Here is a 26445-nt window from a genome sequence, read left to right on the forward strand (position 1 = left end):
CCTTGCAGATCAGGGCGTATCGGTGACTTCGGTACAGGAAATGGGCGGCGCATCCTCGCCCTTGGTCTCGTCATAGAGGTCGGCGGACGCCCCCTTCGTCCACCAGACATATTGTCCCGAGACATATTTGACGCCGGATGCTGCCAAAGCGCTGACGAAGAGACGTTTTTCGCCCTCCACCGGCACGAAGGCGAGGTAGGTCGGCTCGGAATTGACGTATTGCACGGCCAGCGGCTCGTCGATCCCCTCGCACTGGTAGGTCTTGAGGTCCTGCTGGGCATTGGCGCCGAGCGGGATTACGATCTGCATCGTGGGTTCGATGGCCAGAGCTGGCGCGACAAGGCTGAGCGAAATCAGAGCGGCGGCTGCGGTTCTCATGGCGGTCTCCTGGTGATTTTACCCAGCATAATCTGTGGCTTCCGGCAGAACTGTGACACCTCTTCCTAAACGAAAGCCCAAACGATCCAGAGACCGCCTAGAATGGCGACTGCATCCTCGATGAGAGCGGCCGGGCGATCGGAGCGGAAAAGGCCCGCGAGCCAGCCGCGGACAGCCGCACCACCCAGCGTGCCTATGACGGCGCCGATGGCGCCGGCGATGAGGCCGCCGATCCAGGAGCCGCCGGCTACGCCGAGCACGGCGCCGCTGAAGGCGCCGGAAATGACGCGGGCGGCGAACTGGGGCGGGACCTTGCGGCTGGGCGTATTGGGCAGTTGGTCGGTCACCAGCTCGATGGCGGCGAGGACCGTGAAAATCCATGGGGTGATGGTGGCGCCCATGAAGCCGGCCCAGGTGTTGCCTAGGTCGATCCAGCCGAGATAGGCAGCCCAGCTCACCACGGCGGGCGCGGTGAAGGCGCGCAGGCCGGCGACGATACCGATCAAGAGTGCGAAGACGTAGAGAGACATTCGAAACCTCCGCCTACGGATGCTTGTTGCGCAGAAGAAACGGCCGGGGAGGCCGTGGGACTATGCGTTGGGCAAGTAACGGAGCGCCAGACGAATGACGCATGAGCCGATCTCCCCCCAAATCAGCTGCATCAATTGGTAGCAGCCGCTTTCAGAACAGGAAATACCTCTGTGCCATCGGCAGGATAGTGGCGGGTTCGCAGGTGAGGAGGATGCCGTCGGCGCGGACCTCGTAGGTTTCGGGATCGACCTCGATATGCGGCGTGGCGCTGTTGTGGACCATCGAAGCCTTGCCGATGCCGCCGCGAGTGTTCTCGACCGGGATCATCGCCTTGGCGACGCCGAGCTGGGCGGCGAGGCCATCGTCGTGCGCGGCCCGTGAGATGAAGGTGACCGAGGAATTGGTGCGCAGCTTGCCGTAGGAGGCGAACATCGGGCGGTAATGGATCGGCTGCGGGGTGGGGATGGAGCCGTTGGGGTCGCCCATCGGGGCGATGGCGATGGAGCCGCCGAGCAGCACCATTTCGGGCTTCACGCCGAAGAAGGCGGGGCTCCAGAGCACGAGATCAGCACGCTTGCCGACTTCGACCGAGCCGATGTGCCGGCTCATGCCGTGGGCGATGGCGGGGTTGATCGTGTACTTGGCGATGTAGCGCCTGACGCGGAAATTGTCGTTGTCGCCGGTTTCTTCGGGCAGGGCGCCGCGCTGGCGCTTCATCTTGTCGGCGGTCTGCCAGCAGCGGATCAGCACCTCGCCGACGCGGCCCATGGCCTGGCTGTCCGACGAGATGACCGAGAGCGCGCCCATGTCGTGGAGGATGTCCTCAGCAGCGATGGTTTCCTTGCGGATGCGGCTTTCGGCGAAGGCGACGTCCTCGGGGATTGAGGGCGAGAGGTGGTGGCACACCATGAGCATGTCGAGATGCTCGGCGATGGTGTTGTGCGTATAGGGGCGCGTCGGGTTGGTGGAGGACGGGATGACGTTGGGAAGGCCGGCGACCTTGATGATGTCGGGCGCATGGCCGCCGCCCGCGCCTTCGGTGTGGAAGGCGTGGATGGTGCGGCCCTTGAAAGCGGCGATGGTATCCTCGACGAAGCCGCTTTCGTTGAGGGTGTCGGTGTGGATCATCACCTGCACGTCGTAGTCATCGGCGACCGAGAGGCAGGTGTCGATGGCGGCGGGCGTGGTGCCCCAGTCCTCGTGCAGCTTGAGGCAGGAGGCGCCGGCGCGGATCATCTCCTCGATGGGGGCGCGGGCCGAGGCGTTGCCCTTGCCGGCGAGCGCGAAGTTCATCGCGAAGCCGTCGAAGCTTTCGATCATGCGGTGGATGTGCCAGGGGCCGGTGCAGGTGGTGGCGAGCGTGCCGTGGGCCGGGCCGCTGCCGCCGCCGAGCATGGTCGTAACGCCGCTCGCGAGCGATTCCTCGACCTGCTGGGGCGCGATGAAGTGGATGTGGGCATCCATGCCGCCTGCAGTGAGGATACGGCCTTCGCCGGCGATGACCTCGGTGCCGGGGCCGATGACGATGGTGACGCCGGGCTGGGTATCGGGATTGCCGGCCTTGCCGATGGCGCTGATGCGGCCGTCGCGCAGGCCGACATCGGCCTTGTAGATGCCGGTGACGTCCACGATCAGCGCGTTGGTGATGATGGTGTCAACTGCGCCGTCGGCGCGGGTCACCTGGCTCTGGCCCATGCCGTCACGGATAACCTTGCCGCCACCGAACTTGACCTCTTCGCCGTAGATGGTGAGGTCCTTCTCGACCTCGATGAAAAGCTCGGTGTCTGCCAGCCTCACCTTGTCGCCAGTGGTAGGGCCGTACATGTCGGCATAGGTGGCGCGGGAAATGCGGGCTGGCATGATGACTCCGGCTAGTTGGCCTTCGGCTTGGCGTGCTTGCGGAAATTGCCGATGGCAGCGTCTATGACGATATCGAGAAGGGCGGCGCCGGACCTGATGTGCTGGTCGCCCTGGGTGTGGGCAATGAGGGACAGCGCCAGCGCCTGCACGGCGTAGGCGGCCTTGAGGTTCCCCTCCTGGTAGAGGCGGTTGCCCTGGGTCTCGAATTCCTTGAGCAGGAGATCGTAATCAACCTGGGTGAGGTTCTTCTTCACATCGGTCCAGCCGACCTTGCCGGCCTTGTCGCAGATGCGCGTGGCAAAGTTGCCAAGGAAGAACATGGCCTCGCCATCTTCCGTGCCGCTCTCCTTGAGATCGTGCAGGACCAAGGCCAGACGCTGCTTCAGTTCTTTTTCGGCGCTCATGATCACCCTCGCTTTGAATACAACGGGGGAAAGAGAGCGGAACCGGCCACAAGTCAAGTGCAGCCCGGCAACGCCGGGGTGCGGATCGGAGGAAGCTGCCAGCCGGTCGTGGCGCAAGGCGCTCAAAGCTTGCCCATGATCTTCTTGTGGAAGCCGTAGACGATGCGGGCGCCCGAGAGCGGGATGAGGCGGACTTCGCGGGTCTGCCCTGGCTCGAAGCGGACGGCGGTGCCGGCGGGAATATCGAGACGCATGCCGCGGGTCTTTTCGCGATCGAACCGGAGGCCGGCATTGGTCTCGTAGAAGTGGTAGTGCGAGCCGACCTGGATCGGGCGGTCGCCGGCATTGGCGACTTCGAGCGTGATCTGGGGCGCATCGGCGTTGAGCACGATATCGCCGGGCCGGGTGATGATTTCGCCTGGGATCATCGCTGGCTCCTAGCGAATGGGCTGGTGGACGGTGACGAGCTTGGTGCCGTCGGGGAAGGTGGCTTCCACCTGGATATCGCGGATCATCTCGGGGATGCCCTCCATCACCTGATCGCGGGTGAGGACGTGCGCGCCCGCTTCCATGAGTTCGGCCACGGCACGCCCGTCGCGGGCGCCCTCGACCACGAAATCGGTGATGAGCGCGATGGCTTCGGGATGGTTGAGCTTCACGCCGCGCTCAAGGCGCTTCCGTGCCACGATCGCCGCCATAGCGATGAGCAGCTTGTCCTTTTCGCGTGGGGTGAGATTCATGGCGGTTCCTAGAGAGACCAGAGGCGCGGCACGCTGCCGGAAGCGGCGAGCATGGCGATAATTGGAACGATCCGCCGACGGAGTTCAAGGCCGGAATTTGCGAGCGCGCGCACGATCAGGCGTTCGCCGATGAGGCTCATGCCGATGTTCGATTCGTCGGGCAGGACCGCGCGTACGCGATGGGCGCAGGCTTCGGCGTTCGCCCCGGCATAAAGCACGGTGGCGAACGCCTTGGCACCGCGGAGCAGCGGAAGGCCCTCCCTTTCGCGCTCCGGATCTCCTGAAATTCTGGTGGCTTCGGCATGAATGAGGCGACCGTTGCGCCTGATGCGCCAACTGTCCGCCAGAATGGCGCGGCGAGCGCTCTCGCCCATGGCGTCACGGCCGAGGAGGACGGCCTCGACGGCGCAGAGGCTGGCGCCTTCGGCGAGATCGACCTCAAGGCTGCGGGCTAGCCGGGATTCCTCGAAGAGAATGGTTTCCTGCGGGAGCCAATCAACATGGGCGCCGGGGCCGACAGTGATGCGGGTAGTGACGTTGGCGCTGGGGCCGAGGGATCGGTAGATGCGCTCGCAGGCCTGGGTGGTGAGCACCAGACGCGCATCGGGCGCGGCCTCGGCGGACCAGGAGATGCTGTCGCCGCCGGTGAGGCCGCCGGCGGTATTGATAAGCACGGCCTGGAGGCTGCGGTCATGGGTGCGAGGCAGGCGGATCTTGGCGCAGCCCTCCTGGTAGAGGGTGGCGAGTTCGGTCTGGCCGTTGCGGGTGGCCGTGCCGATGCGGGCAGTGCCGCGGGCGCGCTGCATGGCAGGACCGGGATTATCTGCGGCGAGCACGTCGTCTGTCCTTGCGAGCCCAAGCATCGTCGTTGGTCGGCTACCTTACCTTCAGTCCCTAATGGACACTGAGAGAATTTTGCAAGGGCCGTGCCAGATGCGGGTGCATGGAGCTAGCGGGCTGAAATCCAACGGTATTCGGCTGGAGGACCGGCACCGGCGGCGTCAGGGAAATGAGCCGCGGTGCCGGTTCGGTGGGCAGGCGTGCCCGGTTTTTAGGCGGGAGCGCCGGCTTCGAAAGTGGCTGTGGGCGCGCCAGAGCCATCAAGGAGCGTCAGGGTCTGGCCCTGGATCTCGAAGGACTTGGTGGCTTCGAGCGCCTGGTGCAGGCCGTGTTCCTGCTGCATGGCCTTTTCCTCGCAGGCCATCATGGTGGAGCGCATCTGCGAGAAGGCGAGCTGGTTGCCGGTGACCTTCACCGAGCCGCCATAGCCATTGCAGCCGCCATTGCCCGAGACCGTGCCGTCGGCGGCGACCTGCATCGTGGTCTTGACGCCCTCGGCGGCAACAGTGGAGCCCAGGCTCGACAATTGCCAATTGGTGCCGGTGAGGGAGGCGGAGCCATCAGCCAATGCAGGGGCGGAAAGACCCAAGATCATCGGAAGCAGCAGCGAGGCGATTGCAGTTTTCATCAGTATTCTCCCTGAGCGAGATGGTTAGCATAGCGGCTAATCAGGGCGATATCGCGCATAATGCGCATCAAATGCATAAAATCGGTCGCAAGGATTGCTTCAAGAAATCGCCGATGTTTTGCTCGCCTTCGTCAGAGGCCGATCCCGTAAATGAGATTGGATGAGTAAATGAAGACAGTAATCGTGCTTTCCGTCACTGCGCTCATGGCGCTTACGTCTCAATCCTTTGCTGGTGGCAGCCATGGCGGTAGCTATGGTGGCGGCTATGTCAGCAAGCCGATCCTCTCGCCCAATATTGCCGTGTCGGTGGGCGGCATCGGTATCCTCAACGGCAATACCGTGGCCGTCGGGAACAACAGCTCGATCCTGAGCGGTATTCTCAACGGCAATGCCAATGGCAATTCGCTGCTCAGCGGCATCGGCATTACCGGCCAGAATGGCCTGCTCAACATTCTCCAGCCCAAGAAGAAGTCCTGGTAAGCCCACCAAGACCTCCAAACTCTACCCGCCGCTGCCCTGCCGGCGGGTATTTTCTCCTCCCTTGCGCGGACCCCGGCTAGCCCCAGCACGGGTTGCGGCGCCCGAGGCGCTTCAGTCGCCTCGTTCCTCCTCGTTTCGCCCCGCTGCGAAACGGGGAGGTCTTGTTTTGGAGGGGCTGTGATCTGGGGGGAGGTGCGGTTCGTTTTCCGCATATTGAACCTATCAAATCCATGGCGGTCAGCAAGAGGGTGGCGCGCAGGGGCAATATGCGAGCGCGGCGGTGGTTTGGCACGGTGGCGCGACTATATGGGAGTTGTGGCAGAGGAGGTGCCCGACATGCTCAAACCCGCAGCGCTCACCAAGCTCAACCGGATCGCAGGAATGTTCGGCTCGAGCCATGCCGGGGAGCGCGCTGCCGCCGCGCTGGCGGCGCATCGGCTGGTCTCGGGGCTGGGGCTGAGCTGGTGGGATGTGCTGTCGTCAGGCGCGAGGCCGCGATTGCCGGGCGGGCAGAAGGTGGTGATCCGCGCCCATGAGATCGGCATCGATCACGCCGATGCGGCGGAGTCGCGGATGCGGCAGCTCAAGGCCGAGAATGCGGCGTTGCAGCGGGAGGTGAAGGTCCTGCGCGACCGGCTCAATGCTCGCGTCGCGCAAGAGAGGAAAGCGCGTCTGCAGGATGATTAGCCGGCAGGCGCCGCATGGTGGGCCGCGAGAGCTGGTTGCCGTTGGCTGCGCGCATGAAGCGGATATCGGCGAGGCAGATCGGCTTGCCGTCTATGGCGTAGATGGTCTTGTGGGAGATGCCGATCCAGGGCTCGCCCTGGTACTCGAAGGGCACGCGCAGTTCGAGCCCGACAATGCCGCGGGGATCGGCGAGGGCCTCGCGATAAGGACCGTGAGCTTCCCGCAGTTCGGGATTGGTGGCTTCGTCGAAGACCCAGCCGAAGCGTTCGAGATCGTTGCCCGGAACCTGGAAGGGCAGGCCGCTGGCCAGCAATTGCCGTGACTGGTCGATGAGCACGAGCGGCAGGGCCGAGGTGCGGACGAAGTAGATCAGCGATTGCAGCGGGGTGGCGGCGTCGCCCCACAAAAGCAGGCGGATGGCCTCGATATTATGCGGGCGCGGAATTTCGCGGCCGCTTTCCCAGCGCGAAATCTGGCTCTGTGCGACGCCGAGCGCCTGCGCGATGACCTGCTGCTTGATCCGGGCCTTGATCCGGTAGGAGCGAAGCGCCACGCAGATCTCATGCGGCTGGTTCATTTCCGGTCTCCCTGGTTCAAATCCGGGTTCGAGCTAAGACCGGCTCGTGCGAAAATGACAGTTAATGCAATTGGTTACTGAGGTATTATTGAGGCTTATTGTTAATCCGGAAGCGCGGTGCGTAGGTAGATATCCGTAGTTTATGGCTACTCATTCGTTAAAGCGGCGTCGGCAATCTGATCGATATTGTGCATCGAGATCGAGTCCACAGAATGTGGAAAGACGTCCCCTACGTAATTCTATCGATATTGATCGCGCTCGTGCTGCTGTCATTGCATTTTCCGGCGCAGGGCGAGGAATTGGGCGCACGGGCGACGTCGCAGATCGAGGCGGGGTTTACCAGCAACGGCACGGATAGCGGCATCGGCGAGCCGGATACGTTCGTGCGGCAGGTGCATGTGCTCGAGATTGGCTCGGAAACGCCGGAGCTGGCGCTGCGCGGGAGCGTGCGGTTCGAGGACATGCGGTTTCGGGTGCAGGAGATCGAGAACGACCAGTCGCTGGGGGTGAGCCTGGCGGTGGGGCGGCAGGTGACGCCGGAACTGCTGCTGCGCGGCGCGGTATCGGCGCAGGTGTCCGATGTGGGGGACGACTGGAACTTCCTGGGTTTCTACATCGCAACGCGCACGCCTTCGATCGCGGCGGAGGGGAGCGCGGAGGCGGTGTGGCGGGCGGGGGACACGGAAATCAAGGCAAGGGCCGAGCTGGGTGGGCATCGCTATGGGGATGCGAGCTTTCCGACGCTGCCGCTCGAGCCGATGAAGCTGCAGGCAGACGATACGCGATATCGAGGGCAGGTGAGCGTGCGGCAGGCGCTGGGGGCGGTTGTCGGGCTGGCGGAGGTCGAGGGGGAGATCGTCGATATTCCCGAGCGGGACCAGGTGGATCTGGGGCGATTGCCGGGGCGCAGGTTGCGGGGGAGCCTCGGGGGCGAGCTGGGGTGGGGGAGCGTTACCGTTTTGGCCGAAGGGGGCGGCGAGGTGGTGTGGGTCGACGAGCGGCAATTGCTGCTGCCTTATGCGCGGCTGCGGCTGGCGCTCGCGGTGACGGACAGCCTGTCCCTGGAGGCGGTGGCGGGGCAGCGGGTGGAGCTGGTGGACAATCTCGATGCGGCGGGAAGCCATGACCGGCGGCTGTCGGTCGGGTTGCGCTATGCCTTGCAGCCGGAATTCGCCGTGCTTGCGAGCGCCGGGCGGGTGATGCGGGTGGGGTTGATCGATCCGACGATGACTTCGGACGAGACGGTGCTGGCGCTGGCTTTCGAGCACAGCCTCAACGCGCATTTCGCCTATCGGGCGAAGGTCAGCCATACGTCACATGTTGACACGATCGAGACCTACGAAAAGACCGAGTTCGTGCTTGGGGTTACCGGGACGATCTAGCCCGGAGCCGCCAGGTCGCAACTTTTCGCGATGCGCTTCGTTTCGTCAGCGAGGTCCGTTTCGGACCACGGCAGTCGGTTGGTGCGTCGAGGGCTGACGCTCCCTCGGTGATGCCTCCGACGGGGACGCGGAGCTTCGGCTTCGCGTCCCTTGTTGTTAGGCGCGGCGTCAAGAGTCGTGTGAAGAATTCAATTGAATCCATATTCCTCATAAGCTTTACGAAACAGCATTTAGAATGCTGCGCATAAAATGCGTTTCAATGCAACTTTCTCCGTGGTCTAGTTCGTTACTGTGGCATGACGTAATTTTATCTGCGTCATGGTAACAAGGAGAGGCATTATGACACGTATTTCAATCAAGCTTGCAGCGTCTTTTTTGCTCACATCGGCCATTTTTGTGACGGGCGCATCGGCGGGTTCGTTGCTTGGTGTGGTCGGAACCAACGGCGACAGCGGCCTGGTCACGCTCAATAGCGGCGCGGCGCAGGACAATGGCGTGGTTAATGTTGGCCTGGGCAGCAACAGTTCGAGCCCCAACAATATTGCCAGCGTGGGAGTCGGCGGCGGCTCCAGCCCGCTGGCGACGGCCAATGTCACGAGTGGCGGCAATAGCGGCCTGCTGAGCGTGAACGCCAATGTCGGCGGCCTTGCCACGGTCGGCGTCGGAATCGGCGGTGGCGGAACTGGCGGCGGCACCGGTGGCGGCAATGGCGGTACGGGTGGCGGCACCGGAGGCGGTGGCCTTGGTGGCGGCGGCCTTGCGCTCAATGGCGGCGGCGGTGGCGGCGGCGCTGCCGGATTCGCAGTGACCGGGCCGGGCTGCACCAATGCCAATGGCGCCCAGGTGCTGCAACTCGTTGCGGGCAGCAAGTATTCGAACCGCATGGTCAATGGCTGGTCGCAGGCGACCAATATCGAGGTCGTGCCGCTCAAGGTCTGCGCCTCGGCCCGCTCCAGCCTCGCGGCGGCGGCTGCGAGCAACCAGACGTTCGGCCTGATGCAGCAGGCGGTAGCGGGCGATCCGCTGATCAGCACCTCGCTCAACCGCGCCAAGTCGAATGCCGGGCGCGTGCTCGGCGTCAACCAGGCGGGCAAGACCGTGACGGTCTACGTCTACTGACGATTGCGGAAGGCGCTGGAATTTTCCGGCGCCTTCCTTTCTGGCGAGGCCTCCGTCAAGGGCCTTAAATCCAATGAGAGATATGCTTTTCGTGCCGTCGATAAGAATTGACGGCATAGCCGGTTATGCCATATCGTCGATTCCTCAGTAGTTTGTACTGATCGGATCCAGAATCGATCCGTAGATAGCCGGCGTTTCAAAGGGCCTTTGTTCAATTATTTATTATCGGAATTCGGTCATAGTCTTCGCGCTATGGCTGTCCGGCTTGCGGCGGGCGTTTTGCTGTCGTTGTCGCCGTTAATAGGTCGCGACCAGGTCGCAACAGTACCGGTTGGCGATGACGACAGCGGCGCGCTGCACAAGCGGAAAGCACAGAATCCCATTTCGGGGGCGCGGTTCATCCTTCCTCCCGCCTCGCCCCGGATCGCCGGCCCTACCCGGCGAAAAAGGCCCGGTACGGTCCTTTCGGGATCGCACCGGGCCACAAGTTTGAGTGCTTGGAGGGTTTACTCAGATATCAGGCAGCCAGGGCCGCCTCAGGCGATAGAAGGGTGTAGTGCTGCACCTGGGCCACCGGCGCACAGGTCACGTGCCCACGCCAGACATTGAGACCGGCGCGCAAATGTGAATCAGCGGCAAGCGCCTCGCGCCAGCCGAGATTGGCAAGGCGCACCACGTGCGGCAACGTCGCATTGTTCAGTGCGTAGGTCGACGTACGGGCCACGGCGCCGGGCATGTTGGCGACGCAGTAGTGCACGATGCCATCCACGACGTAGGTGGGATCGGCATGGGTGGTGGCGTGCGAGGTCTCGAAGCAGCCGCCCTGGTCGATGGCGACATCGACGAGCACCGCGCCCTGCTTCATCGTGCCCAGCATTTCGCGAGTCACGAGCTTGGGTGCTTCCGCGCCGGGGACGAGGACGGCACCGATGACCAGATCGGCGCTGGCGACGGCTTCGGCAATGGCGGCCTTGTGGGAATAGAGCACGCGGGCGCGGGCGCCGAAATGGGTGGCGAGACGCTCGAGGACGAGCGGATTCTTGTCGAGGATTGTGACGTCGGCCTGAAGGCCCACGGCATTCTCGGCGGCATGGAAGCCGACGACGCCGCCACCCAGGATGACGACCTTGCCCGGCTGTACGCCCGGCACACCGCCGAGCAATACGCCGCGGCCACCATGGGCCTTTTGCAGCGCGGTGGCGCCGGCCTGGATGGACATGCGACCGGCAACCTGGCTCATCGGCTTGAGGAGGGGCAGTCCGCCGGTGGCGTCGGTGACGGTTTCGTAGGCAATAGCGATGACGCCGGACTTGACGAGATCGCGGGTCTGATCGGGATCGGGCGCGAGGTGGAGATAGGTGAAGAGGACCTGGTCCTGGCGGAGCATGGCGCGCTCGGCGGCCTGGGGCTCCTTGACCTTGACGATCATGTCGGCGGCCTTGAAGACAGCGGCGGCGTCGGAGGCGATCGTGGCGCCCGCTGCCTGGTAGTCGGTGTCCGAAGCGCCGATGCCGGCGCCGGCCTGCGTCTGGACGACGACGCCGTGGCCCTGGTGGGTGAGCTCTGCCACGCTCTCCGGCGTCAGGCCCACCCTGTATTCATGGTTCTTGATTTCCTTGGGAACGCCAACGAGCATTACCCATCCTCCCTTTGTGCTTATGAGAGCATCTGAGCAAAGGTGCGGGTGAATTTCCTTGCAAAGCGCGCTTTCCTCACGCCAGTCTTCGAATGTCATTCGATAGTGGCGCGTGGAGACGCAAGAAAATTGCAGCTGGATGAAATTGATCGAAAGCTGTTGCGCATTTTGCAGGAGGATAGCCGCAAGAGCGTGCAGGAACTGGGCGATGCGGTGGGGCTTTCAGCCTCGGCCTGCCACCGGCGTCTGCGGTCGCTGGAAGAGCGGCGGCTGATCGCGGGCTATCATGCGCTGCTCAATCCGACGGCGCTGGGATTTTCGATGCAGTTCTTCATCGAGGTGGGGCTCATCAGCCAGAGCGAAGCGGCGCTCGATGCCTTCGAGGCGGCGGTGAAGGATATTCCCGAAGTACTCGAATGCCACCTCATGGCGGGGCAATCGGACTATATCCTGCGTGTCATCTGCCGGGACCATGAGGATTTCGAGCGGCTGCATCGCCGGCTGAGCGCCAGGCTGCCGGGCGTGGCGCGGATTCACTCGAACATGAGCATCAGGACGGTCAAGGCGCGGACGGGTTTGCCGCTCTAGGGTCCGTACTCAATAAGTCCCGGCGCCCCCGGAGCGCTTATCTCTTCATCCACAGATTCCAACGGAAGCGCTGTCCGTCGGCCGCGCCACAACCACTGAACTTCCCCGGCCGCATAGCCGGGCCCCACGGACACCTCCACTCGAGTGGAGGTGGCAATGGGCCCCGGATCAAGTCCGGGGAAGTCCGGTGGGTGGGGCGGCCATCGCAACCTCATCTACCGGTGCAATTGAGTACGGACCCTAGCCGCGATCTTCGAGCAACCGGGCGAGCCAATCGTGGCCGCCGGTGCGGGCGAAGTCTGCGGGTGTCTTGCCCTGGGAATTGGGCCGGGTCGCCTGGGCGCCGAAGAGCACGAGGAGCGCGGTCGATATGGTATCGCCGTGCTGGGCTGTGACGTGGAGCGGCAGGAAGCCATCGGCCTGGGCGAGGTTGGGATCGGCACCGGCGCGGAGCAGGCGCTCGACGGCCTTCTGGTTGCCGACCGCGACGGCGGCGTGGAGGGCAGCGACCTGCTGGCTGTTGGTCGCCCGATCGTTGACGTTTCTCGTTACCGGCAGCAGCAGGTCGAAGATTTCGGGCTGGCGGAAGAAGACGGCGAGGGCCAGTGGCGTGAAGCCATCCGGTGAGCGAGTGTTGGGCTCCCAGCCTTCGCCGATGGCGGAACGGACGGCTTCGAGATCGCCGACGACGATGGCTTCGTAGGGATCGAGGCCGGGGAGAGCGTTGCGCAGGGCGGCGACGAGGGCGGTGTTGCCGAAATAGGCGGCGACGGTGAGGAGGGAGGCACCATCGGCGTTGCGTTGCGCGGCGTTGGCAGGATCCCGGGCGATGGCTGCCAGGACCTCTTCGTTCGCGCCTTTCCGGATGCTGTCGAACAGGTCCATGGGATCAGCTCCTCTCAGCCGGCCGCCTTTGCCTTGGCGTCATAGGGGGCGACGAGCACGGTGCAGTAGACGACCTGCGATTTGAGCGTGCCTTCGTTATCCAGCACGCCGCCTTCGAGGCAGCGATAGACTTCCGAACCCTTCTGGAGAAGGTAGGTGATAGTGTCGTAGCGCGCTTCGGCGATCGATTCCGTGGTGCTGGTAGCGCTCTTGATCTCAAAGCCCTGGTCGATGAGCTGGCGCATCGAAATGTCGGGTGTGCGCCGCCACTGCAGTTGCAACGGCAGGTCCTGCGCCAGCGCAGGCAATCCGGTGGCGGCGGCGAGCGCCAAGGCCAGTAGAATGCTCCTAGACATCTGTGAAAACTAGCATTCCGCCGTTAGGCTGTCGATGGCGGGGAGCCATGGGAGGGACGGGTAATGCTGGAACGGTTTCGACTGGACGGCCAGGTTGCACTGGTCACGGGTGGCTCGCGCGGCATCGGGCTGGCGATCGCCAATGTGCTCGGCGAGGCGGGTGCGCGGCTGGTGGTGAGCTCGAAGACGCGCAACGAGGCGGCGATCTACGAACTCGAGGCGGCAGGGTACGAGCTGCATCATATCGAGGCGGACCTGAGTGAGCCGGGAGCGGCGCGGGCGGTGGTCGAAAAGGCCCAGGCGCTGGTGGGGCGGCTCGATATTCTCGTCAACAATGCGGGCGTGGCGCGGCACGGAGCGACGGAGGTGTTTCCGGAGCAGAGCTATCGCGATGTGATGAGCATCAACCTCGATGCTGTGTTCGGGGCGTGCCAGGCGGTGATCCCGATCATGAAGGCGCAGAAAAGCGGGGTGATCCTCAATATCGGCTCGATCTCGGGGCTGGTTTCCAACATTCCCCAGCAGCAGGCGGCGTATAATGCGTCGAAGGCCGCTGTGCATATGCTGACGCGGAGCCTGGCGAGCGACCTGGCGGCGTTCAACATCCGGGTCAATGCCATCGCGCCGGGCTATATCACGACGGACATGACCGTGGGCGGGCTGGCGGACCCGGACTGGGCACCGACCTGGCTCAACATGACGCCGATGGGGCGACCGGGCTCGGCCGAGGAAGTGGCGGCAGCGGCGCTGTTTCTCTGCTCGCCGGCTTCGAGCTACGTGACCGGCGAAATCCTGGTTGTGGATGGCGGCTATACGAGCCGATAGATTGGCCGACGAGTCGCAGAAAGGGCCAGTATCGTGAGTGCATTCCAGGGATTTCCGTCGGAAACCTTCGCCTTCCTGCGCGGCATTGCCGAGCATAACGATAAGGCGTGGTTCGAGGAGAACCGGGGGCTTTATGGCGTCGGCTATATCGGGGCAGGTGCTGCTGCGGTGATCGAACTCGGGCCGCGACTGCGCGAGATTTCGCCCGAGGTGCAGTTCGCGCCCAAGGTCAACGGCTCGCTGTCACGCATCTATCGCGACGTGCGGTTTTCCAAGGACAAGCGGCCCTACAAGAACCATCTCGATCTCTGGTTCTGGCATGGCGAGCGGCGGAGCTGGGATTGTCCGGGCTTCTGGTTCTCGCTGACCGCCGAGCGGCTCTATGTCGGCGGCGGCATGTATCGGTTCGACAAGGAAGAGCTTGATTCCTACCGGCAATCTGTGATCAACCCGCGGTCGGGCCGGGCGCTGCTGGCGGCGGTGGATGCGGTGAAGAAGGCCGGACCCTACGAGATCGGCGAGAAAACGCGAAAACTGCTGCCGCGCGGGTTCGAGGCTGATGAAGACCGGCGGGAATACCTGCTCTACGAGGGGCTGACGACGATGATCGAGCTGCCGGTGGAAGCGGCCAGCAGCCCCGATGTGATCGAGATTTGCATGCAGCATTTTCGGGCGACGTGGCCGATTACGAAGTGGCTGCTGGATGAGGTGGTTTAGGGGGCGAGGGCTAGTTTGCCGAGGAGATCGTTTCCTTCGCGGTCAGCCGGTGCATCATAAATCCCTCCGCCCGCACTGCACTTCCCCGGCCGCAGAGCCGGGGGTCATGGATATCTCCACTCGGGTGGAGGGGTGCAATAGGCCCCGGGTCTTCGCCCGGGGAAGTCGGGGGTGGGGAGGGATGGAGAGAGGCGGAGAGAATTCTTCCCTAGCTTGTTCTTAGAACCTAGCGCGCCAGTCCCTCGGCGATCAGCCATGCCGCGCCTTCGAGGATGCGGTTGTTGTCGTCCAGTTCGAGGACGAGGCGCGGATTGGCTTCGGACTGGGCCAGCGCTTCGAAGAACGCGCGCCAGTTGAGGGTGCCGGCGCCCGGGGGCCAGTGGCGGTCGGCGTAGCCGTCGGCATCCTGGATGTGGACGTGGGCGAGGTGCTTGCCGGCGAGCTTGACGAAATAATCGACCGGCGGCGCGCCGGTGGTGCCGTGGGCGTAATAGGCGTGGCCGGTGTCGATGGAGACGCCGACTGCCCTGGATTCGAAGGATTTTGCCAGCTCGACGCGGGCTGATGGGTCCTTGTCCTCGATGTTCTCGATCACCAGCGTGCAGCCGATAGTCTCGGCGCGGCGGACGGCGTCGGCCATGGTGAGGTGGCAATATTCGACGAGTTCTTCGCGGCCGGTCGGGGTCTTGTCGAGGTTATTGTAGCCCCAGGTGGTATAGGGGCTGTGGACGACCATATGCGTGGCGCCCAGCCATTCGCAGGCATCCAGCCCCTGCCAGAGGCGGCGCTTGACGACGTCGCGGATCAGCGGATCGCGGGCGTTGAGCGGCAGGTTGTAGAAGGGGCCGTGAATGCCCAGGCGCCCGGTGAAGCCGTCGAGGCGCGCCCTGGCGTCCCGGCAGAAGGCTTCGAGGTCGCCATCGAGGATTTCGGGGAAGATGAAATCCTGAATTTCGAGATCGCGCTGGCTTTCGATGAGCCAATCGCGGTGGCGGTCGAGATCGGGCATGTAGAGGGCGGCGCCGATGACCGGCAGATTGTGTGACACCTGGAAAATTCCCAAAGCATGAGTTCAGCCAGACTTAGAAAGCCGATGTGACAGCACGATAACGCGCGCCGCAAGGGGGCTTCCGGGGGCGCGACGTTTCAGTGATTGAAGGGGAGGGCGGGTTGGCCTACATAGGCCGCCAGCTTTCCGATTTGTCGCGATTTTCAAGAGGCACGCGCTTTATGGCCCGCCAATTCATCTATCACATGCACGGCATGTCCAAGGCTTACGCCGGTGGCAAGAAGGTTCTCGATAACATCCATCTCTCGTTCTACCCCGACGCCAAGATCGGCGTGCTGGGTCCGAACGGCTCGGGTAAGTCGACCCTGCTCAAGATCATGGCGGGCATCGACACCGATTTCACCGGCGAGGCCTGGGTCGCGCAGGGGGCCAAGGTCGGCTACCTGGCGCAGGAGCCCGATCTCGACCCGGCGCTCGACGTCATGGGCAACGTCATGACCGGCGTCAAAGAGAAGAAGGATATCCTCGACCGTTACAACGAGTTGATGATGAACTATTCGGACGAGACGGCCGACGAAGCCACCAAGCTTCAGGACAAGATCGACGCCGAAAACCTCTGGGATCTCGAATCCCAGGTGCAGATGGCCATGGATGCGCTCGGCTGCCCGCCGGCCAATGCCGATGTGACCAAGCTCTCGGGTGGCGAGCGCCGCCGCGTGGCGCTGTGCGCCCTGCTGCTCTCCAAGCCCGATCTGCTGCTCCTTGACGAACCGACCAACCACCTGGACGCCGAGACCACGGCGTGGCTGGAAAAGCATCTGCGCGAGTTCGAAGGCGCGGTGCTGATCATCACCCACGACCGCTACTTCCTCGACAACGTGACCGGCTGGATTCTCGAGCTCGACCGCGGCCGCGGCGTGCCCTACGAGGGCAATTACTCGGCCTACCTCGAAGCCAAGGCCAAGCGCTTTGCGCAGGAAAAGAGCGAAGACGCAGCACGCGCAAAGGTGCTGGAGCGCGAAAAGGAATGGCTCGGTCAGTCCCCGCAGGCGCGCCAGTCCAAGTCCAAGGCGCGTATCAAGGCCTATGACGAACTGGTCAAGATCAACGAGGCGCGTACGCAGTCGCAGACCGCCCAGATCATCATTCCGCCGGGTGAGCGCCTGGGCCACAACGTCATCGACATCGACGGGCTCTCCAAGTCCTATGGCGATCGCCTGCTGATCGACAACCTCACCTTCAAGCTGCCCCCGGGCGGCATCGTGGGCGTCATTGGTCCAAACGGCGCCGGCAAGACCACGCTCTTCCGCATGCTGACCGGCCAGGAAACCCCGGATTCGGGTTCCGTGACGGTCGCCGACAACGTGCATCTGGGCTATGTCGACCAGAGCCGCGACGCGCTCAATCCGAACAAGACGGTCTGGGAAGAAATCTCGGGCGGCGACGAAGTGCTGCTGCTCGGCAAGCGCGAGATGAACAGCCGCGCCTATGTGTCGGCGTTCAACTTCAAGGGCACCGACCAGCAGCAGAAGGTCGGAAATCTCTCGGGCGGGCAGCGCAACCGCGTGCACCTGGCCAAGATGCTCAAGTCCGGCGCCAACGTCCTGCTCCTCGACGAACCGACCAACGACCTCGACACCGAAACGCTGGCGGCCCTCGAAGAAGCGCTGGAAGAATTCGCCGGCTGCGCCGTGATCATCAGCCACGATCGTATGTTCCTCGATCGCCTTGCCACCCACATGCTCGCCTTCGAAGGCGACAGCCATGTGGAATGGTTCGAAGGCAACTTCCAGGACTACGAAGCCGACAAGATCCGCCGCCTCGGCGCGGACGCGGTGAACCCCAAGCGGGTCACCTACAAGCCGCTGACGCGATAAGTCTGATGAGGCCGGGCGAAAGTCCGGCCTTTCTTTTTTCATCCAGGAGTATCTCGCATGAAAGACTGGTCCCCCTCCCTCTATCGCCGTTTCGAGGATGAGCGGACGCGGCCGGCGCGGGATTTGTTGGCGCAGGTGGATGTCGAGGCGCCCCGGCTGGTGGTGGATATGGGGTGCGGGCCGGGGAATTCGACGGAATTGCTGGTCGAGCGGTTTCCTGGGGCGCAGGTGGTGGGGCTGGATACTTCGCCCAACATGCTGGCCGAGGCGCGCGAGCGCGTGCCGTCGGCTCGGTTCGAGGTCGCGGATGCCAATGTCTGGGTGCCCGAGGCGGGGACCGATGTGGTGTTCGCCAATGCCATCTATCAGTGGGTGCCCGATCATCTGGGGGCGCTGAGGCGGGTGATGGAGGCGCTGGAGCCGGGCGCGGCGCTGGCGGTGCAGATGCCGGACAATATGGGCGAGCCGAGCCACGTGCTGATGCGCGAGGTGGCGGCCGAGGGGCCCTGGGCGGAAAAGCTCAGGGGCGCGGCGCGGGCGGTGTTGCCGCCGGTGCGGGTCTATTACGAGGCGCTGGCGTCGGATGCGAGCCGGATCGATATCTGGCACTCGATCTACAACCATGTTCTCGCCAATGCCGATGCTGTGGTGGAATGGGTGAAGAGCACCGGCCTGCGCCCGTTCATCGATCCGCTCGATGAGGCGGAACGGGCCGAGTTCCTGGCGCGGTATCGGGCGAAGATCGCCGAAGCCTATCCACCGGTCGAGGGCGGCAAGGTGCTGCTGCGGTTTCCGCGACTGTTCATCGTGGCCCGACGCTGAGGAGGGGGACAGACGGGCGCATCCGTGTTAGGGAGCGCCTCAATGCAAATCCCCTAGTGTTGGAGAAGACAAATGGCGACACCCTTCGAGGTTCGTCTGGACGGCGCCACGTTTTCCGGTGAGTCGGACGGTTTCGGCCTGCCGGTAGTGTTCCTGCATGCCGGCGTGGCCGACAGGCGCATGTGGGAAAGCCAGATGACGGAATTGGCCGACGCCGGGTTCCACGTCATTGCCTACGACCGGCGCGGGCATGGTGACACGGAATCGCCCGATGTGCCGTTCAGCCATCTCGATGACCTGGAAGCCATTCTCGACCAGTTGAGCGTTCATGCGGCGGTGTTCGTCGGCTCGTCCGCGGGCGGGGCGCTGGCGATCGACTTCGCCATCGAGAACCCGGAGCGGACGGTCGGGCTGGTGCTGGTCGGCACGGCGCTCTCGGGTTCGCCCGAGCCGGAACTGCCGGAAGAGGCCGAGCTGATCCTCGATGCGCTTCACTACGCCGAGGATCGGGGCAATACCGGCTCGGTCAACAAGATCGAGGCGCATCTCTGGCTGGATGGGCCGCTCAGCCCGAATGGACGCGTGGACGGGCCGGCGCGGGCGCTGTTTCTCGACATGAACGGGAAAGTGCTGGCCAAGCCGAAGCTGACCCAGGAAGAGGAGCGCGAGCCGGCGGTGGACGTTGTGGGCGGCATCGCAGCGCCGACGCTGCTGGTTGTGGGAGAACTCGATTTCCCGCACATCCTCGAGCGGCATGGCGACCTTTCCGAGGAGATGGAGAATTCCTTTGCGGTGGTGCTGGAGGATACGGCACACCTGCCGAGCCTCGAAAAGCCCGAGATCTTCAATCCGCTGCTGCTGGAATTCCTCGATGCGGTCGCCGGTCACTCGGACGTGGGCGACGATGAGGATATTGACGAGGACGGGGAGGGCTGAGCGTCCTCCCCGCCTTGGCGGCTAAAGCGCCAGGAGGTCGGCGAACTGCTTGTCGAGCTGCTGGCGCGGCATGTTGGTAAGGTCCTTGGGCATTTCGGCCATGATGGCCGAGCGGGTGGCCGCGGACAGCGCCTTGCGCAGATCGCCCAGGGTGGTCGGCGCGGCGGCGATGATCAGCCGCTTGAAGGCATGTTCGGCATGCTTCTCATCGAGGAGCGCGGCGACGCGGCGGGCGAATTCGGTTTCGCGGTATTCGGCCGGATCTGTGCGTGGCTCGATGGCGCTGCGGCCGTGCCCGACCGAGGAATAGGAGCGGCCTTGGCGGTCGGTGACGATCTCGGAGGTCTTGAGCGCCTCCTCCTCGAGGCGCAGGCCATCCACTGGCGCGAGGCCCTTTCCGGGGCCGGCATTTTCGAACACTCGCGCCTGCGTCCCGTCGGCGATCACAATCCAGGTTACGACCGGTTTCATCGGCTTACTCCTCTTGCATGAAATGGGGGAACGCGAAGGTTTGAGAATGGTTGGATCGCATCACCGATTCCAGTCCAATTGATCACAAACTCTAATTGGCGGCACGTGGCGGCCGCTGGTAGACAGTCTCACAGAGACTGGGCGGAAGAACAATATGGCTTCGCAGGACGGCGCCGCCGTTAGCCGGGCGCCGGCAAAGGAACTCGTGACCATCGCGGATACGCGTGGCGGCGTACTGGCGGCCGTGGCGACCTATGGGTCCTGGGGCGTGCTGCCGCTGCTGTTCCACCAGCTGACGCCGGTCGATCCGGTGCTGGTGGTGGCCCACCGCACGCTCTGGTCTCTCGTATTCGTGACGGCGCTGCTGGGCATTGGCGGGCGGTTCGCGGAGGTGCGGGCGGTACTGGCCGATCCGCGGAGCCTGCGCACCATGTTCATCTCGGCGCTGCTGCTGGGGTGCAACTGGCTGCTTTATGTGTGGGCGGTGCAGAGCGGGCGCGTGCTCGAGGCGAGCCTGGGCTATTTCATCAATCCGCTGGTCAATGTGGCCATCGGCATCGTGCTGCTGGGCGAGAAGCAGAACCGGTGGCAGACGGTGGCGATCGTTATCGCGGCCGTTGCCATCGTCATCCAGGGCGTGGCGCTGGGCACCCTGCCGCTGGTCTCGCTGGGGCTGGCACTGACGTTCGGGTTCTACGGCTATTTCCGCAAGACCGTGTCGGCGCCATCGGCGATCGGGCTTTTCGTCGAGACGCTGCTGCTGTCGCCGCTTGCGCTGGCCTTCGCGGTCTATTCGTGGGTGATGCATGGGCCGGGGGCGCTGACCGATCCCTATATCCTGACGCTGGTGATCTTCACCGGGCCGGCGACGGCGATCCCGCTGCTGTTCTTCGCCTATGCGGTTAGGCAGCTGCGGATGACGACGATCGGCATGTTCCAGTACATCTCGCCGTCGCTCCAGTTCCTGATTGGGGTGCTGGTGTTCGGCGAGCACCTGAGCCCGGTGGGGCTGCTGAGCTTTGCGCTCATCTGGGTGTCGCTGGTGATCTTCACCGTCGATGGGTTGCGGCGTCGCCCGGGCGTGGCGCGCTAGGCGGCGAGGATCGCGCGATCGGCGTGTGACTGCCGGATGATTTCGGCGATCTCCTCGAAAAGGGCGGCAAACGGCGTGGTTTCGCGCCAGACCAGCGACAGGTCGCGGCCGGCGCCAGGGGCGGCCAGCGAGCGGATGACGATGCGCGGGTCGGTGGCTTCCTTGCGCACGGCGATCTCGGGCAGGAGCGTGATGCCCTGGCCGTTGGCGACGAACTCCACGATGGTCGAGAGCGAAGTGGCAGCGAAGGCGCGGGCCGAGGGATCGGCAGCGATGGAGCAGGCGGCGATGGCCTGATCGCGGAAGCAATGGCCCTCATCGAGCAGCAGGATGCGTTCGGCGGGGAGGCTGGCGAGCTGCACGGGCTCTTCGGGCGCGTCGACGCGCGAGGTGGCGAGCACGAAGGAATCGGGGAAGAGGCGCGAGACGGTCAGCCGGGGGCCGCCGGGCGGTGGGTCGGTGGCGATGAGCGCCAGGTCGAGGTCGCCTTCGGCCAGGGCCTTGAGCAAGGTCTCGGTGCGGCTTTCGCTGACGCGGAAGGCCAAAGTCGGGAACTGCGTCTGCAGGGCCGGGAAGATGTCGGGCAGGAGATAGGGCGCAACGGTCGGGATAAGGCCGAAGCGGATGGGGGCCGAGGGTTGGCCGGCATGGCCCTGGGCGAAGGCCATGAGGTCATCGGCGCTCTCCAGAACCTTTCGGGCGCGCTCGACCAGTTCGCCGCCGAATGGCGTGGGGCGGACGGTTTTGCCGAGGCGGTCGAAGAGAGGGGCGCCGCAGATTTCCTCGATGAGCTGGATCTGCTGGGAGAGGGCGGGTTGGGTGACGCGGCAGCGCTCGGCGGCGCGGCCGAAATGACCGGTTTCGGCCAAGGCCACGGCATAGCGCATCTGCTTGAGGGTGATGGTCATGATAAGCGTATGTTATCAGGATTTATAGACTTATCAATTTGCCTAATCATTTTCTGCTGGGTACAATCAGGGCGTTGAGACAATCCAGACAGGAAGTTACTGCCATGGTCGATCGTCCCCGTATGACGACGAGTGCCGGCGCGCCGGTTCCCGACAACCAGAATTCGGAGACGGCCGGTCCGCGCGGCCCGGTGTTGATGCAGGATTACCAGCTGCTCGAAAAGCTGGCCCATCAGAACCGCGAGCGCATTCCCGAGCGCGTCGTCCACGCCAAGGGCTGGGGTGCTTTCGGCACCCTCACCATCACCAACGACATCTCCAAGTACACGCGCGCAAACATCTTTTCGCAGGTGGGCAAGAAGACGGACCTCCTGATCCGCTTCTCGACAGTGGCCGGCGAGCTTGGCGCCGCCGATGCCGAGCGCGACGTGCGCGGCTTCGCCATGAAGTTCTATACCGACGAGGGCAATTGGGACCTGGTGGGTAACAACACGCCGGTGTTCTTCGTGCGCGACCCGCTGAAGTTCCCCGATTTCATTCACACGCAGAAGCGCCATCCCAAGACCCACCTGCGCTCCAAGACCGCCATGTGGGATTTCTGGAGCCAGTCGCCGGAGAGCCTGCATCAGGTCACGACGCTGTTCTCGGATCGCGGCCTGCCGGTGGCGCCGATGTTCATGAACGGCTACGGCTCGCACACCTATTCGTTCTGGAACGATGACGGCGAGCGCTTCTGGGTGAAGTTCCACTTCAAGACCCAGCAGGGCCACAAGTTCTACACCAACGCTGAAGCCGAGAAGATCATCGGCGAGAGCCGCGAATCCTATCAGGAAGAGCTGTTCGGCACGATTGATCGCGGTGAGTTCCCGCGCTGGACCATGCAGGTGCAGATCATGCCGGAGGCCGATGCCGACAAGCATTGGTACAACCCGTTCGACCTCACCAAGGTCTGGCCGCATGGCGACTATCCGGTGATCGAGGTCGGCGTGGTCGAGCTCAACCGCAATGCCGACAACTATTTCGCCGAGATCGAGCAGGCGGCATTCTCGCCGTCCAACAAGGTGCCGGGCATCGGCTATTCGCCCGACAAGATGCTGCAGGCGCGCGTGTTCTCCTATGCCGACGCCCACCGCTATCGCCTGGGCACGCATTACGAAGCGCTGCCGGTGAATGCGCCCAAGGTGCCGGTGCATCACTACCACAAGGACGGGGCGATGCGCTTCTTCCCGAACAATCCGAACCCGGATGCCTATTACGAGCCCAACAGCTTCGGCGGCCCGGTCGAGGACAAGTCGATCCAGGAGCCGCCGCTGCGGATTTCGGGCGATGCCGATCGCTACAACCATCGCGACGGCAACGACGACTACCGCCAGCCGCGCGACCTCTTCAACCTGTTCGACGACGCGCAGAAGGCGCGGTTGTTCTCGAACCTGGCAGCGGCGATGGATGGCGTGCCGGACGAGATCATCAACCGCCAGCTCGTCCATTTCGACCTGATCGCCAAGGAATATGGCGACGGTATCCGCGCGGCTCGCGCTGCCCTTGGCAACAAGCGTCCCGCGGATGCGATCTCGGACGAAGAGACGGCAGCGGCCGAATAGGCCTCACGCCAGAAACGAATCTGCGGAACCCGGCCCAACGGCCGGGTTCTTGCTTTTGGTTAATTGTTTTCGGCAGGGGGCGGACCGTCGGGCAGGGGTGTTCGCCTCATCGGACGGGCCTTGACGGATGGAGAGAGGCGGCGCGCTTGGAGCGGGTCTTCAGGGCGGCGGATTTATCCCCAGAAGCAAAGGATAAAATTTGAATCAAATGTGGGCGTCGCACTTTAGCCCGCGGCCAACGGGCGATGCCAAACTCCGCAGGATCGGCGGCAGAATTCCGCTCGGAGGACTACATGCAAGAAATCGAAGAAGGCACGAAAGCTTTTTCGACCTTTCGAGTACTTAACGGCGACGCCAACGCGATGGAGCGCGAACAGCTCTTCCGCAATATGGCGCAACTCTTCTCCTTCGTGTCGGACCGGTGTGACGACGAGCAGGTCGTCCAGTATGACGAAGTGCTTTGCCAATTGGCCGAACTCGTCGAGGTGGAAGCGCGGGCGCATGTCGCCAAGCTGCTTTCGCGGCTTGAACGGGCGCCGGGCACCGTGGTGGTGAAGCTGGCCAATGACGTGATCGAAGTGGCCAAGCCGCTGCTCGAATTCTCGAGCGTGCTTTCCGATGACGACCTCATCGACATCGTGATCAACCAGAGCGAGGCGCATCGCCAGGCCGTGGCGAGCCGTACGGCGCTGGCAGAGCGCGTGAGCGACGCCATCACCGAGCATGGCGACAAGGTTTCGATCTCGCGGCTGGTGCGCAACACCAATGCCGAACTCGGGCAATCGGCCATCGAGCGCCTGGTGGCGCTGGCGGCCAAGGACGGCGATATCGCCGACGAACTGCGCAACCGCACCGATATCGACTGGGGCACGCTGCGCAACGAAATCGACAATGCCGCCAACAAGGTGCTCGATGAAATCGGGCAGGCGCGGGTGGATCCGGTCACGGCCGGCAAGATCAATTCGGTGGTCTACAACCGCATGCGCAACCGCGCCGGCTTCAACAGCCAGGAGTGGAAGGTCGCCTATAACCAGGTGAAGGCGCTTTCGGACCGCAAGCAGCTCGACGAGCGCGCGCTGATCCGCTTCGCCCGCTTCGGCTATGGTCACCATTGCGCGGCAACGCTGACGGTGATGCTGCGGGTGGGACCGGAAGTCGTGGTCAAGTGGATGGCCATGCAGGATTATGTGGCGATCACCGTGGCGTTGCGGGCGGCCGGGCTTTCGCCCGATCTCTTCGAGGCGGTGGTGGCGACCATGCCCTGGCGCGACCTGCCGACGGAGGCCGACAAGGTCAACGTGCGGGCGCGTTTCGAGGCGCTGAGCCCCGAGGAAGCGCTCGGCATCTTCGAGCTCTGGCGCGCACATGCCTTCCGCAAGCGCGGTAGCACGGTGGGGGACATGGTCGGGCACGCCTGACCGGGGGCCGTGAGTTTCCACGGCTAATCCACAGTCACGTACTGGCCACAAGGGTGTCACCAAGCGTTCACGAGCAGGGAAAAGGATTGGGGCAGGGCGGCAGCCCGCCGCCTCGTCCAACCCCACTCGAGGATTTGCATCGTGATGACCTCTCCCAATTCATTGATGACCACGGTGGCAGCCGTTGCGCTGTTCGTTTCTGCTTCGCCCGCCGCATTCGCGCAGGAAGCCGCCAAGCCGGCCGACTATGTGCGCGCTGCCCGGGGTGACCTGACCCAGCCGGGTGGCGCCCGCCGCCTGACGGGCGATGCCACGGCCGAGCTCAAGGCCGCGATCCTGGATGGCGAGGTGCGCAATGTCATCCTGCTGATCGGCGACGGCATGGGCGATTCCGAAATCACCGTTGCGCGGAACTACGCGGAAGGCGCCGGCGGCTTCTTCAAGGGCATCGATGCCCTGCCGATCACCGGACAGTACACGCACTACGCGCTCGACAAGGATAGCGGCAAGCCGGACTACGTGACGGATTCCGCAGCTTCGGGCACCGCCTGGTCGAGCGGCGTCAAGACCTACAACGGCGCGGTGGGCGTCGACGTGAAAGGGCAGCCCGTGCCGACGCTCATTGAGCTGGCCAAGGCGGCGGGCCTCGCTACGGGCGATGTGTCGACTGCCGAGCTGCAGGACGCGACGCCGGCCGTGCTGCTGGCGCATGTGATCGATCGCGGCTGCTATGGTCCGGTCGCGACGGCCGAGAAGTGTGCGGCCAATGCGCTGGAGAATGGCGGCGCCGGGTCGATCACCGAGCAAATGCTCAATACCCGTGCTGATGTCGTGCTTGGCGGCGGCGCCAAGACGTTCGACGAAGTGGCGGCGGCCGGCGAATGGAAGGGCAAGACCCTGCTCGACCAGGCCAAGGAGCGCGGGTTCGTTCTCGTTTCCAATCTCGACGAACTCAACGCGATCAAGGCGGCGTCGCAGGATGCGCCGGTGCTCGGGCTCTTCTCGCCGGGCAATATGCCGGTGCGCTGGAAGGGGCCGGTGGCGACCCATTACGGCAATATCGACCAGCCGGCGGTGACCTGCGAGGTGAATGCCGAGCGCACTGCCGATATCCCGACACTCAAGGACATGACGGCCAAGGCCATCGACCTGCTCAAGAGCAACGAAAAGGGCTTCTTCCTGCAGGTTGAAGGCGCGTCGATCGACAAACAGGATCATGCTGCCAATCCGTGCGGGCAGATTGGGGAAACGGTGGATCTCGACGAGGCCGTGCAGGTGGCGCTCGATTTCGCCAAGGCCGACGGCAAGACGCTGGTGATCGTGACCGCCGACCACGCCCATTCGAGCCAGATCGTGGGCAACGGCACCAAGGCGCCGGGGCTGACGCAGGCGCTCAACACCAAGGACGGCGCGGTGATGACGATCAGCTACGGCAATTCGGAAAGCAGCTCGCAGGGCCATACCGGCGCACAGCTGCGCGTGGGCGCCTTCGGGCCCTATGCCGCCAATTTCGCCGGGCTGACCGACCAGACGGACATGTTCTACACGATCCGCGACGCGCTCAAGCTCGAGATGAACTGAGGCAGCCCTTGTGGGGCGGGCGTAAGCCTGCCCCATCACCCTGGGCAATCACGCCAAAATCCCTAGACCTGCATTCGCATTACATATAAAGATATC

At 63.9% G+C, this 26445-nt stretch carries 29 protein-coding genes; 14 read left to right on the forward strand and 15 right to left on the reverse strand.

The features are described 5' to 3' along the window. Positions 1–9 precede the first annotated feature (9 nt). From JNE37_RS14935 to JNE37_RS14970, 8 genes are all read right to left on the reverse strand, one after another. The gene (locus JNE37_RS14935) at positions 10–378 is read right to left on the reverse strand and encodes an MliC family protein (protein ID WP_203063567.1); all 369 of its coding nucleotides are present in this window, start codon (positions 376–378) and stop codon (positions 10–12) included. Positions 379–443: 65 nt separating this feature from the next. Beyond that, positions 444–908: a membrane protein gene (locus tag JNE37_RS14940; RefSeq protein WP_035030373.1), complete on the reverse strand. Its 465-nt coding sequence runs from the start codon at positions 906–908 to the stop codon at positions 444–446. 151 nt (positions 909–1059) lie between these two features. Next, positions 1060–2769, reverse strand: coding sequence for an urease subunit alpha (gene ureC / locus JNE37_RS14945; RefSeq protein ID WP_203063570.1), 1710 nt, complete (start codon positions 2767–2769; stop codon positions 1060–1062). 11 nt (positions 2770–2780) lie between these two features. Beyond that, on the reverse strand, positions 2781–3173 hold the full coding sequence (locus tag JNE37_RS14950; RefSeq protein ID WP_035090805.1) for a hypothetical protein: 393 nt from the start codon (positions 3171–3173) through the stop codon (positions 2781–2783). 122 nt (positions 3174–3295) lie between these two features. Further along, complete coding sequence (locus tag JNE37_RS14955; RefSeq protein WP_035030363.1) at positions 3296–3601, reverse strand: urease subunit beta; 306 nt, start codon at positions 3599–3601, stop codon at positions 3296–3298. Between the two features lie 9 nt (positions 3602–3610). Continuing rightward, positions 3611–3913: an urease subunit gamma gene (locus tag JNE37_RS14960; protein ID WP_035090808.1), complete on the reverse strand. Its 303-nt coding sequence runs from the start codon at positions 3911–3913 to the stop codon at positions 3611–3613. An 8-nt stretch (positions 3914–3921) separates the two neighbouring features. Beyond that, positions 3922–4749, reverse strand: a complete 828-nt coding sequence (locus JNE37_RS14965; protein WP_246513303.1) for an urease accessory protein UreD — start codon at positions 4747–4749, stop codon at positions 3922–3924. A gap of 215 nt (positions 4750–4964) precedes the next feature. Further along, entirely contained in the window at positions 4965–5381 is a 417-nt protein-coding gene (locus JNE37_RS14970) for an META domain-containing protein (RefSeq protein ID WP_182399839.1), read from the reverse strand. Between the two features lie 168 nt (positions 5382–5549). On the opposite strand from JNE37_RS14970, the gene JNE37_RS14975 reads away from it, so the two are divergent. Continuing rightward, complete coding sequence (locus tag JNE37_RS14975; RefSeq protein WP_035030357.1) at positions 5550–5861, forward strand: hypothetical protein; 312 nt, start codon at positions 5550–5552, stop codon at positions 5859–5861. A gap of 336 nt (positions 5862–6197) precedes the next feature. Continuing rightward, positions 6198–6548 carry a hypothetical protein gene (locus JNE37_RS14980; protein WP_203063572.1) on the forward strand — a complete coding sequence of 117 codons (351 nt, stop codon included), beginning with the start codon at positions 6198–6200 and terminating at the stop codon, positions 6546–6548. On the opposite strand, the gene JNE37_RS14985 is transcribed toward JNE37_RS14980, so the two are convergent. Beyond that, positions 6499–7125, reverse strand: a complete 627-nt coding sequence (locus tag JNE37_RS14985; protein WP_203063573.1) for a helix-turn-helix domain-containing protein — start codon at positions 7123–7125, stop codon at positions 6499–6501. The two genes, JNE37_RS14980 and JNE37_RS14985, sit on opposite strands and share 50 nt — an antisense overlap. 212 nt (positions 7126–7337) lie before the next feature. Between JNE37_RS14985 and JNE37_RS14990 the strand changes: the two genes are divergently transcribed. Both JNE37_RS14990 and JNE37_RS14995 read left to right on the forward strand, forming a co-directional pair. After that, positions 7338–8507: a hypothetical protein gene (locus JNE37_RS14990; RefSeq protein ID WP_203063574.1), complete on the forward strand. Its 1170-nt coding sequence runs from the start codon at positions 7338–7340 to the stop codon at positions 8505–8507. A gap of 339 nt (positions 8508–8846) precedes the next feature. Continuing rightward, positions 8847–9626: a hypothetical protein gene (locus tag JNE37_RS14995; protein ID WP_203063575.1), complete on the forward strand. Its 780-nt coding sequence runs from the start codon at positions 8847–8849 to the stop codon at positions 9624–9626. 517 nt (positions 9627–10143) lie between these two features. Here JNE37_RS14995 and ald read toward each other — a convergent pair. After that, positions 10144–11262: an alanine dehydrogenase gene (ald, locus tag JNE37_RS15000; protein WP_203063576.1), complete on the reverse strand. Its 1119-nt coding sequence runs from the start codon at positions 11260–11262 to the stop codon at positions 10144–10146. 159 nt (positions 11263–11421) lie between these two features. Between ald and JNE37_RS15005 the strand changes: the two genes are divergently transcribed. Next, positions 11422–11850, forward strand: a complete 429-nt coding sequence (locus JNE37_RS15005) for an Lrp/AsnC family transcriptional regulator (RefSeq protein ID WP_246513306.1) — start codon at positions 11422–11424, stop codon at positions 11848–11850. 240 nt (positions 11851–12090) lie between these two features. Here the strand turns inward: JNE37_RS15005 and JNE37_RS15010 are convergent, their stop codons facing one another. After that, a complete protein-coding gene (locus tag JNE37_RS15010; RefSeq protein ID WP_203063577.1) occupies positions 12091–12735 on the reverse strand; it encodes an ankyrin repeat domain-containing protein in 645 nt (214 codons plus the stop codon). A gap of 14 nt (positions 12736–12749) precedes the next feature. Further along, positions 12750–13091 (reverse strand): hypothetical protein, encoded by a 342-nt coding sequence (locus JNE37_RS15015; protein ID WP_152571865.1) that lies wholly within the window; start codon positions 13089–13091, stop codon positions 12750–12752. A 63-nt stretch (positions 13092–13154) separates the two neighbouring features. On the opposite strand from JNE37_RS15015, the gene JNE37_RS15020 reads away from it, so the two are divergent. Both JNE37_RS15020 and JNE37_RS15025 read left to right on the forward strand, forming a co-directional pair. Further along, positions 13155–13916: an SDR family NAD(P)-dependent oxidoreductase gene (locus JNE37_RS15020; RefSeq protein ID WP_203063579.1), complete on the forward strand. Its 762-nt coding sequence runs from the start codon at positions 13155–13157 to the stop codon at positions 13914–13916. A 33-nt stretch (positions 13917–13949) separates the two neighbouring features. Next, complete coding sequence (locus JNE37_RS15025) at positions 13950–14633, forward strand: DUF2461 domain-containing protein (RefSeq protein WP_203063581.1); 684 nt, start codon at positions 13950–13952, stop codon at positions 14631–14633. A 226-nt stretch (positions 14634–14859) separates the two neighbouring features. Here JNE37_RS15025 and JNE37_RS15030 read toward each other — a convergent pair whose 3' ends face one another. Continuing rightward, positions 14860–15642 (reverse strand): sugar phosphate isomerase/epimerase family protein, encoded by a 783-nt coding sequence (locus tag JNE37_RS15030; RefSeq protein ID WP_203066406.1) that lies wholly within the window; start codon positions 15640–15642, stop codon positions 14860–14862. Between the two features lie 221 nt (positions 15643–15863). Here JNE37_RS15030 and ettA point away from each other — a divergent pair, with 221 nt between their 5' ends. From ettA to JNE37_RS15045, 3 genes are all read left to right on the forward strand, one after another. Beyond that, a complete protein-coding gene (gene ettA / locus JNE37_RS15035; RefSeq protein WP_203063583.1) occupies positions 15864–17519 on the forward strand; it encodes an energy-dependent translational throttle protein EttA in 1656 nt (551 codons plus the stop codon). A 57-nt stretch (positions 17520–17576) separates the two neighbouring features. Next, positions 17577–18341 (forward strand): trans-aconitate 2-methyltransferase, encoded by a 765-nt coding sequence (gene tam / locus JNE37_RS15040; RefSeq protein WP_203063585.1) that lies wholly within the window; start codon positions 17577–17579, stop codon positions 18339–18341. A gap of 72 nt (positions 18342–18413) precedes the next feature. After that, the gene (locus tag JNE37_RS15045) at positions 18414–19277 is read left to right on the forward strand and encodes an alpha/beta fold hydrolase (RefSeq protein WP_203063586.1); all 864 of its coding nucleotides are present in this window, start codon (positions 18414–18416) and stop codon (positions 19275–19277) included. 21 nt (positions 19278–19298) lie between these two features. On the opposite strand, the gene JNE37_RS15050 is transcribed toward JNE37_RS15045, so the two are convergent. Continuing rightward, the gene (locus tag JNE37_RS15050) at positions 19299–19748 is read right to left on the reverse strand and encodes a host attachment protein (protein ID WP_035030328.1); all 450 of its coding nucleotides are present in this window, start codon (positions 19746–19748) and stop codon (positions 19299–19301) included. A gap of 154 nt (positions 19749–19902) precedes the next feature. Here JNE37_RS15050 and rarD point away from each other — a divergent pair, with 154 nt between their 5' ends. Then, positions 19903–20841 carry an EamA family transporter RarD gene (gene rarD, locus JNE37_RS15055; protein WP_203063587.1) on the forward strand — a complete coding sequence of 313 codons (939 nt, stop codon included), beginning with the start codon at positions 19903–19905 and terminating at the stop codon, positions 20839–20841. On the opposite strand, the gene JNE37_RS15060 is transcribed toward rarD, so the two are convergent. Continuing rightward, positions 20838–21749, reverse strand: a complete 912-nt coding sequence (locus JNE37_RS15060; protein ID WP_182399865.1) for a hydrogen peroxide-inducible genes activator — start codon at positions 21747–21749, stop codon at positions 20838–20840. The genes rarD and JNE37_RS15060 overlap by 4 nt on opposite strands. Positions 21750–21853: 104 nt before the next feature. Between JNE37_RS15060 and JNE37_RS15065 the strand changes: the two genes are divergently transcribed. The 3 genes from JNE37_RS15065 to phoA all read left to right on the forward strand — a co-directional run bounded on the left by JNE37_RS15065 (position 21854) and on the right by phoA (position 26349). Next, the gene (locus tag JNE37_RS15065) at positions 21854–23350 is read left to right on the forward strand and encodes a catalase (RefSeq protein WP_203063588.1); all 1497 of its coding nucleotides are present in this window, start codon (positions 21854–21856) and stop codon (positions 23348–23350) included. A gap of 293 nt (positions 23351–23643) precedes the next feature. Beyond that, a complete protein-coding gene (locus tag JNE37_RS15070) occupies positions 23644–24768 on the forward strand; it encodes a DUF2336 domain-containing protein (RefSeq protein ID WP_052152190.1) in 1125 nt (374 codons plus the stop codon). A gap of 138 nt (positions 24769–24906) precedes the next feature. Continuing rightward, on the forward strand, positions 24907–26349 hold the full coding sequence (gene phoA, locus JNE37_RS15075; protein WP_379125365.1) for an alkaline phosphatase: 1443 nt from the start codon (positions 24907–24909) through the stop codon (positions 26347–26349). Positions 26350–26445: the final 96 nt, after the last annotated feature.

It is taken from the genome of Paradevosia shaoguanensis, assembly GCF_016801025.1.
Classification (GTDB): Bacteria; Pseudomonadota; Alphaproteobacteria; order Rhizobiales; family Devosiaceae; genus Paradevosia; species Paradevosia shaoguanensis.

Excerpts from the sequence above, each read along its gene's own strand:
- JNE37_RS14935 (WP_203063567.1), bottom strand. The coding sequence starts at position 378 with ATGAGAACCGCAGCCGCCGCTCTGATTTCGCTCAGCCTTGTCGCGCCA.
- JNE37_RS14940 (WP_035030373.1), bottom strand. The coding sequence starts at position 908 with ATGTCTCTCTACGTCTTCGCACTCTTGATCGGTATCGTCGCCGGCCTG.
- ureC (WP_203063570.1), bottom strand. The coding sequence starts at position 2,769 with ATGCCAGCCCGCATTTCCCGCGCCACCTATGCCGACATGTACGGCCCT.
- JNE37_RS14950 (WP_035090805.1), bottom strand. The coding sequence starts at position 3,173 with ATGAGCGCCGAAAAAGAACTGAAGCAGCGTCTGGCCTTGGTCCTGCAC.
- JNE37_RS14955 (WP_035030363.1), bottom strand. The coding sequence starts at position 3,601 with ATGATCCCAGGCGAAATCATCACCCGGCCCGGCGATATCGTGCTCAAC.
- JNE37_RS14960 (WP_035090808.1), bottom strand. The coding sequence starts at position 3,913 with ATGAATCTCACCCCACGCGAAAAGGACAAGCTGCTCATCGCTATGGCG.
- JNE37_RS14970 (WP_182399839.1), bottom strand. The coding sequence starts at position 5,381 with ATGAAAACTGCAATCGCCTCGCTGCTGCTTCCGATGATCTTGGGTCTT.
- JNE37_RS14975 (WP_035030357.1), top strand. The coding sequence starts at position 5,550 with ATGAAGACAGTAATCGTGCTTTCCGTCACTGCGCTCATGGCGCTTACG.
- JNE37_RS14980 (WP_203063572.1), top strand. The coding sequence starts at position 6,198 with ATGCTCAAACCCGCAGCGCTCACCAAGCTCAACCGGATCGCAGGAATG.
- JNE37_RS14985 (WP_203063573.1), bottom strand. The coding sequence starts at position 7,125 with ATGAACCAGCCGCATGAGATCTGCGTGGCGCTTCGCTCCTACCGGATC.
- JNE37_RS14990 (WP_203063574.1), top strand. The coding sequence starts at position 7,338 with ATGTGGAAAGACGTCCCCTACGTAATTCTATCGATATTGATCGCGCTC.
- JNE37_RS14995 (WP_203063575.1), top strand. The coding sequence starts at position 8,847 with ATGACACGTATTTCAATCAAGCTTGCAGCGTCTTTTTTGCTCACATCG.
- ald (WP_203063576.1), bottom strand. The coding sequence starts at position 11,262 with ATGCTCGTTGGCGTTCCCAAGGAAATCAAGAACCATGAATACAGGGTG.
- JNE37_RS15010 (WP_203063577.1), bottom strand. The coding sequence starts at position 12,735 with ATGGACCTGTTCGACAGCATCCGGAAAGGCGCGAACGAAGAGGTCCTG.
- JNE37_RS15015 (WP_152571865.1), bottom strand. The coding sequence starts at position 13,091 with ATGTCTAGGAGCATTCTACTGGCCTTGGCGCTCGCCGCCGCCACCGGA.
- JNE37_RS15020 (WP_203063579.1), top strand. The coding sequence starts at position 13,155 with ATGCTGGAACGGTTTCGACTGGACGGCCAGGTTGCACTGGTCACGGGT.
- JNE37_RS15030 (WP_203066406.1), bottom strand. The coding sequence starts at position 15,642 with ATGCCCGATCTCGACCGCCACCGCGATTGGCTCATCGAAAGCCAGCGC.
- ettA (WP_203063583.1), top strand. The coding sequence starts at position 15,864 with ATGGCCCGCCAATTCATCTATCACATGCACGGCATGTCCAAGGCTTAC.
- tam (WP_203063585.1), top strand. The coding sequence starts at position 17,577 with ATGAAAGACTGGTCCCCCTCCCTCTATCGCCGTTTCGAGGATGAGCGG.
- JNE37_RS15045 (WP_203063586.1), top strand. The coding sequence starts at position 18,414 with ATGGCGACACCCTTCGAGGTTCGTCTGGACGGCGCCACGTTTTCCGGT.
- JNE37_RS15050 (WP_035030328.1), bottom strand. The coding sequence starts at position 19,748 with ATGAAACCGGTCGTAACCTGGATTGTGATCGCCGACGGGACGCAGGCG.
- rarD (WP_203063587.1), top strand. The coding sequence starts at position 19,903 with ATGGCTTCGCAGGACGGCGCCGCCGTTAGCCGGGCGCCGGCAAAGGAA.
- JNE37_RS15060 (WP_182399865.1), bottom strand. The coding sequence starts at position 21,749 with ATGACCATCACCCTCAAGCAGATGCGCTATGCCGTGGCCTTGGCCGAA.
- JNE37_RS15065 (WP_203063588.1), top strand. The coding sequence starts at position 21,854 with ATGGTCGATCGTCCCCGTATGACGACGAGTGCCGGCGCGCCGGTTCCC.
- JNE37_RS15070 (WP_052152190.1), top strand. The coding sequence starts at position 23,644 with ATGCAAGAAATCGAAGAAGGCACGAAAGCTTTTTCGACCTTTCGAGTA.